The sequence below is a fragment of the Pedobacter sp. genome (genome assembly GCF_035566355.1).
Taxonomy (GTDB): Bacteria; Bacteroidota; Bacteroidia; order Sphingobacteriales; family Sphingobacteriaceae; genus Pedobacter.
In genome coordinates, this window is the sequence record NZ_DATMRL010000364.1 from 1 (window position 1) to 6,966 (window position 6,966).

At 41.6% G+C, this 6,966-nt stretch carries 5 protein-coding genes; 1 reads left to right on the forward strand and 4 read right to left on the reverse strand.

Annotated features, from left to right (window positions below):
• From VNZ46_RS13955 to VNZ46_RS13970, 4 genes are all read right to left on the reverse strand, one after another.
• On the reverse strand, positions 1-1,661 hold a 1,661-nt coding region (locus tag VNZ46_RS13955; RefSeq protein ID WP_325560701.1), incomplete at its 3' end, for a hypothetical protein.
• Between the two features lie 12 nt (positions 1,662-1,673).
• Positions 1,674-2,534 (reverse strand): ROK family protein, encoded by an 861-nt coding sequence (locus tag VNZ46_RS13960; protein ID WP_325560702.1) that lies wholly within the window; start codon positions 2,532-2,534, stop codon positions 1,674-1,676.
• Positions 2,527-3,795 carry a sugar MFS transporter gene (locus VNZ46_RS13965; RefSeq protein WP_325560703.1) on the reverse strand — a complete coding sequence of 423 codons (1,269 nt, stop codon included), beginning with the start codon at positions 3,793-3,795 and terminating at the stop codon, positions 2,527-2,529. Before VNZ46_RS13965 ends, VNZ46_RS13960 begins: the two co-directional genes overlap by 8 nt.
• A 152-nt stretch (positions 3,796-3,947) precedes the next feature.
• Complete coding sequence (locus VNZ46_RS13970; RefSeq protein WP_325560704.1) at positions 3,948-4,541, reverse strand: RNA polymerase sigma factor; 594 nt, start codon at positions 4,539-4,541, stop codon at positions 3,948-3,950.
• 304 nt (positions 4,542-4,845) lie between these two features.
• Here VNZ46_RS13970 and VNZ46_RS13975 point away from each other — a divergent pair.
• A partial coding sequence (locus tag VNZ46_RS13975; RefSeq protein ID WP_325560705.1) for a SusC/RagA family TonB-linked outer membrane protein occupies positions 4,846-6,966 on the forward strand: 2,121 nt, incomplete at its 3' end.

A 6,966-nucleotide genomic window follows, 5' to 3' on the forward strand; every position in this document is an offset into this window, starting at 1 on the left:
TCCTGTGCGGGTTCATTATTCGCCCACATTTCCCATTTATTATTGATGTAGTAGTTTTTGTAGTCGCCATATTCGAACATACCATACCATGGTGCCCAGTTCTGATTAAACAGCACCCAGTCCATTTTGTAGTCCATCCCTCTTTCAAAATCCAGGAAGTCTTTGCCTCTTGGAGAATACAAACCAAATACCTGTGATTTGGCGTACCATTCTGGTATAGCATGAGCTACGGGCGGATCTAAGAAATAGCTGAGTGTCTGCTGAATGGCTGGAGTCTTTATATTGGCTTCATGAAAATAGTAGACCAGCTCACTTGTTTTGGCCAGGCCCTGAGCAAAGTTTCCCAGGATGCCATCGTCTGGTGAATTGCTGTCCCTGGCAAAGCTCATCGGACCTGCCTGTGGTGCCCACAGATAGGCCGTGGCAATCTGGCCGGTACCCTGTATATTCAATTCTTTAGGGTATTCTTCAAAGAAATTTTTAACTCCGATTCCTATGCCCCATTTTTGATCGGACAGGTCCATCCATCCGCTTGCTTTTGCCTTTTTAAGGGTTTCTTTCTGGTTCTCGGTCAATGTAGCTGAAAAACCTTCTATCCTTTCTGTTGTAGAAGACTCCGGAACCGGCGCTACTTTATTGGGTTTAGGTCCGGTTTGGTAAAGGCTGGTGTTTCCATTGGCGGGGGCAGAAAATTCATAGATTTTCTCTGCCGGGTTTTCCCACCATTTGCCTTCTTTATAGCCAACTTTATAGTTTACTGGTCCATTGAGGTGATAATGTAAAGAAAAGCCTGCTGATGCGATCTGGTCATTGGGTTTTGACCAGCCTTCCTCACTGGTTTTTTCTTCCGAAAGGATGTCTTTGGATTGTGTAGCGATCCTGGCATGTTCTCCTTTAAGCACCTTATGCTGATCAGGAACACCGGTATATATAAAACTATGAATTACCTTTACATATGATCTTCCGGCATAGACGTGGATGCGGAGAATAAATGGGGCAGTATTGTTGTCTTTCCTGGCATAATGGTATTCTCCTTCCAAGCGGATAATGCCATGTAATGGACCGGAACCCTTTTCAATAACACTTCGGGTAATGACTGCTTTGGAAGCATCTGGACCTTGAGGATCAATCAGGTCAAGAAAGGAACCGCGGTCTTTGACACCACTGGCGATAATATCTTTGTCGTCAAAACCATTTTTATCGGTATCTAGCCTAACCACTTCAAAGAAGCCACCATTGTCTTTTTTTATTTTAAAATTGAGCGGACCGGTACTGACTTCGGTATAACTGCCCATCGGCTGAACATTTCTGATGACCACCCGGTTGCCTGGGAAAGAAGTCCTTTTGACATCGCTGCCATATTCCAAGGTGTACTGATCGCCGGCGTCTGCAAAAAAGAAGACCCATATCCATTTGATGCTGTTGTTTAGCGGTTGCCAGTTGTTGACTTCTGTGATTTGTGAAGGGATTTCTTTTCCGTTATGGTTCAAGAGCCTGACCTGGTCTGGAGAATACAATGCTCCATTGGGGAAGGGGATGCCAAGGGTGATTGGGGCCCCTTCTGCATGTTTCTCGATTTTGAGTGGAATGTGCTCTGCGGCCATAGTGGACCGGCTGCACACCAAGGCTAAAAAAAGAAGGATCAGTTGTAGCTTGTTCATCGTTTAATTGGTTTAGTTCATTATGGTTAATTGATGGTGGTATAGTGCTGCGGCGCCAAGAACAGCAATGTTTTCCAGCCCAGTAGGCTGTATCTGGATGTGTTGCAGTACAGGTTGATAAGCGAAATCCTGTAAGCCATTCCAAAGCGCGTTTTTAAAGAACGGATAGGCTTTGCTCACTGAACCACCAAGTATGATTTTTTGTGGATCAATGGCATATAACATGGCTTTCACGACAGCGGCTACATGCTTGCCGTAGGTGTTGAAAATATCCAGTGCTTCCGGGTTTCCTTCCTGGGCCAATGTAAAAAGTTCTTCGCCGTTGCGCTGGTAGAAATGACTGAAAAAATTTCCGCTGCAATAGAATTCGAAATTATGATTTAAGTAGGGGAGCATACCAAATTCTCCGGCACCGCAGTTTCGGCCTTCATAGAGTTTATTGTTACAGATCAGTCCGGCAGCAACGCCTGTACCCAGAATCAGGCCAGCAAGATTTGGACAGTCTTTTCCGCTACCGTAATACCATTCTCCAGCTACAAAACAATTCGCGTCGTTATTGATGTAAACGGGTAATTTAAAATGTTGTTCAAGTATGTCTTTTAGAGGTACTGCTTTCCAGGAGGGGATATTCTGTACATCGTATACAATACCTTCTTTGGTATCCAGAATTCCGGGGACACCGATGCCAATTGCCACTACATTTTCGGACATGATTTCCTCCAGCGAAAGGACGATTTCATGGACCACTTCCTGTTCTGTACCTGTTGAGGGGATTTTTCGGGATACGATTTTTTGGATCTCCTGGTCTTGTACCAGGCCACAGCGCACATTGGTGCCACCCAGATCTACGCCGATTAGTGAATGTTTAAGCATGGGCTTTTGATTTTCTGAATTTTTTAAAGGAGATCACTTCATTTTGAACCAGTGGCCTGGACCAGAAGCCCAGACTGAAGATATAAGAAAGCATGATAAAGAGAAACAGCATACCGGTTTTTAAGGTACTGAGATCACCAATCCAGCCTACAATTAAGGGGATAATAGCACCGCCGCAAATGCCGGTGATCAGGATGCCGGATACTGCACCATGATGTTCTGACATGGAATTCAGCGCCAGGGAAATAATAATGGACCACATTACCGAGGCAAAGAAGCCAACCATGGGGAAAGCCCAGATTGCAATTTCTGCAGAACCAAAAAGAGCTAATAAAAGACAAATTATAGCGGCACCGGTAAAAAGGACAAGTACTTTCCGGCTGTCTATGAACTTCAACAAGATAAGCCCAAGGATGGTTCCGACAGTAAGCAGCCCCCAGAACCAGGAAACAGCAGTTGCCCCGCCTGTTTTTGGATCGATGCCATGATAGGCGTGCAAAAATTCCGACATCCAGTTGGCTACACCCTGTTCAATGCCTACATAGCAGAAGATGGCCAGAAAATAGAGGAGCACAGTGGGATTTTTCAATAATTCTATATTGGTCTTTAAGCCACCTACTTTTTCGTCGCCTTTGAGCTCTACCTTTGGAATTTTGACAATGGCAATCACCACGACCATCGCCACGGAAAGAATGGCGAAAATCCAGTACAGGGAGATCCAGGGCAGATTAGCTGGTACAATGGATTCAAAGAAAGAAATGACGGTGTTAGAGTTGTGCACAGGTTTTCCAATATTAGTGACCAGATAGGAGTAGACCAGGGGGCTTAGAAAAGAAGCGAGTCCAAAAAAGAATTGCCCAAGGACGGAGTTAAAGGCGAAATGTTCTTCGCCGCCGGCAACCCTTAGCAAAGGGTTTATGGCCACCTGCAGCATGGCCATTCCGGCTCCGATAAAAAAAAGCGAGAACATATAACTGAAGTACCCTGGTGCCAAAACAAAGATCAGCGCACCAAGAAAAGCGATGAAGAAAGCACCGGCCATCACTCTTTTTTCGCCATATTTCTCTACCAGCATACCTGAAGGAATAGACATGACACCATACGCTATAAAAAAAGCAAAAGGAAGTAAAGCTACAGTGGTTAGATTTAACTTGAAACTTTTAATGATATCCGGTACAAGGGGCCCAATAATATTGGTTAAAAAAGAAATGACAAAAAAGGTGAGCAGGATAAGCCCCAGGACAACAGGATTTTTCTTCATATCGGTCTTTTTATTTTTTTTGATCCTTTCATTGGAAATCATTGCGGATCATTTGTATATAAAGACGGGAGGAAATTGGAGTTGTACTGTATTTTTTAAAAAAATCTGAAAGTGTATGTTCTTTTGTAGCCTATTATGCCTGGGAGAAGGTATTAAGACAACAGGTATAAATAAGAGATGAACTGAAGGATGTCAAATGACCTGGAGTTGATGCTTTTGCGTAGAATCTTGATGGCTTCATGAACACAGTTTCTAATGGCCTGGTATTTTAAGGGAAGTATCTCCTCAATCTGTTTATAGGAAAGACCTTCGAAATAATGAAGGATGATGATCTGCTTTTGTCTTTTGGTGAGGTGTTTTAGAGCCTGGTGCAGGTGGTGGTTGGTTTCAGACGCAGATTGATCCGTAATGATGCTCTCCTCTATGCTTTTATCAGATTCTTCCAGGTTCAGGTCTGCCCCATTATATACTCGTTTAACTTTTTTAACGGCATCGAATAAAGTATGGGTATAGGATCTGAAAAGATAACTTTTAACAGAAGCTACCTCTCCAAGAGTGATTTTGTTTTTCCATAGTTTTAAAAACAGGTCTTGCAAACAATCTTCAGCCAGTTCAGAATCCGAACTGGTTTTTAATCCATACTTATAGAGCATCATATAATAGCGGTAATAAATAGTTTTGAAAGCATTTTTATCACCGGATTTGAAACTGGCCCAAAGTTCTGTATCTGAAAGTTCTTCCATCATTTCATTATTCAAAGGAATTAAAAACTGGCAGCAGATGATTACGGAATTGTTAAGGTATTAATTATTTAATAATTATAACAATTTGTTGAAATAAAATATAGTAGTATCTGGTTTATTTACAGCTTTTTGAGGCTTTTTGGCTTCATGCGATGTTCTCTTTGAAATTCCTGCAGAATTATTTACTTGAAATTTAGCCCCATTATTTGCAAATCTTAAAGATGTTTGATAATATTGTGTTGTAGTGTAGGATAGTATAGTACAGTTGGCTATACGATATGCATTTTTAAACTAACCAAAATAAACGATGTATAAACAATCTATTGCCGTAAAGGGAGCACCGGGCATTAAGCTTAAATTTTTTCTGAGTTTAAAATTATCGTGCCTTCTCCTGATGATTACTGTAGTGCAAGTCAGTGCAGCTAAGTCATCTTCTAAAAAGAATAATTTAAAAATAGCTTTATCAGAGAAAGTTGTAATAAAGTCAGCTCAGGCTATTGTTGTTTCTGGTATTGTTAAGGATGCAAATGGTTTGCCTTTGCCAGGTGTTACCATAAAGGTGAAAGGAACAAATAAAGGGGTGTTGACTGGTAACAATGGTAGTTATAGGATAGAAGCCGTGGATGAACAGGCGGTACTGGTGTTTAGTTTTATAGGCTATATTGTTCAGGAAGTTCCTGTTGCAGGTCAAACCCAGGTCAATGTGGTATTAAAGGAGGAATCTTCTAAACTTAATGAGGTCGTTGTAGTTGGTTATGGTACGCAGAAGAAGGCGAATCTGACAGGTGCAGTTGCGACAGTTGGAGGGGATGAATTGAACAAACGTCCTGTGGTGAGTGCAGCAGCCATGTTGGAGGGGACTATGCCAGGTGTTCAGATTAATCAGGGTTCTGGTGAACCTGGAAATGAAGGCGTATCTATTCGTATTCGTGGTAACGGTACATTTAGTAGTGCTGGTTCTGATCCACTCGTTTTGATCGATGGTGTGCCTGGTAATTTTAGTGATGTGAATCCAACAGATATTGATAATGTATCGGTACTTAAAGATGCGGCTTCTGCTTCTATTTACGGATCCCGCGCAGCCAATGGTGTAGTTTTGGTGACCACTAAACAAGGAAAAGCTGGGAAGATGTCGGTTCAGTATGATGGAAACCTGGGCTTTTATAAGCCGACGAAGATGTTTAAACTCATCACCAATTCTGCACAATATATGGAATTGTACAACGAAGCAAGGCTGAATTCGGGATTGAATGATGTGAACAGCCTTTACCCTCAGGACCAGATTGATCTTTACAGAAACAGTACAGACCGTTTGAAATATCCTAATACCGACTGGTTGGGTTTGATCTTCAAAACAGCGCCTACTCAGAACCATAACCTAACTTTTAACGGGGGGAACGATAAGACGACCTATAATGTTTCCTTAGGTTATGTAGACCAGAACGGTATTATTAAAGGATTTAATTACAAGAGGTATACAGGCCGTGTGAATCTGACTTCAAAAATAAATGACCACATCAAATTTGGTACAAATATTTTGCTAAAAGGAGGAACTACAGAATCCATACCTGGAGGCTCTAAAGATCTTTTCCTCTCTGCCATGTCGCAGGCGCCTACCTATGGTCCTTTTTTACCGGATGGTAGCGGCCGTTATACTTATAAGGCATATGATTTTGAGTACAACAATAAAAATGCGGTTGCGGTATTGGATAAAAAATTCACCCACAATACTAATGATTATGCGGTAAATGCCCAGGGCTGGATAGAAGTCCAGTTTACTAAAGACTTGTCTTGGTATACAAAAGGTGCGGTAAATATCAATATGGATAAATACAAGGATTTTAAATCTACTATTGACGAATACTACTACAGATCTGGTCAGTTTGGTACATCCCTGGATTTGGGAAAGGGATTGACTGATCAGGATGAACAAACCGTTTACACCAACTTGTACAGTTATTTGAACTATGCCCACGATTTTAATGGACATAATATTAAAGCACAGGGAGGTTACAGTATTGAACAGAGTAAGTATTCTTATTTACAAGGATATCGTAAGAATTTTGCTGATGAGAGTTTGCAAGAGCTCAACGCAGGTGGAGCTGATTTGCAAAACTCGAACGGCACGTCCAACCAGTGGGCGATTATGTCTTACTTTGGCCGTTTAAATTATGACTATAAAGGACGTTATTTATTAGAAGGTAATTTGCGTTACGATGGGAGTTCGAAGTTTTACGGAAAAAATAAATGGGGCGTATTTCCCTCTTTTTCTGCAGGATGGCGAGCTACCGAGGAGCAATTTGTAAAAGACCTTAATCTAAACTGGCTGAATAATTTTAAATTAAGAGGTTCATGGGGTAAACTGGGCAATCAAAAGGTTGCAGTGGGCGGTTATGAAAAATTATATCCATATCAGGCCTTGCTGGAT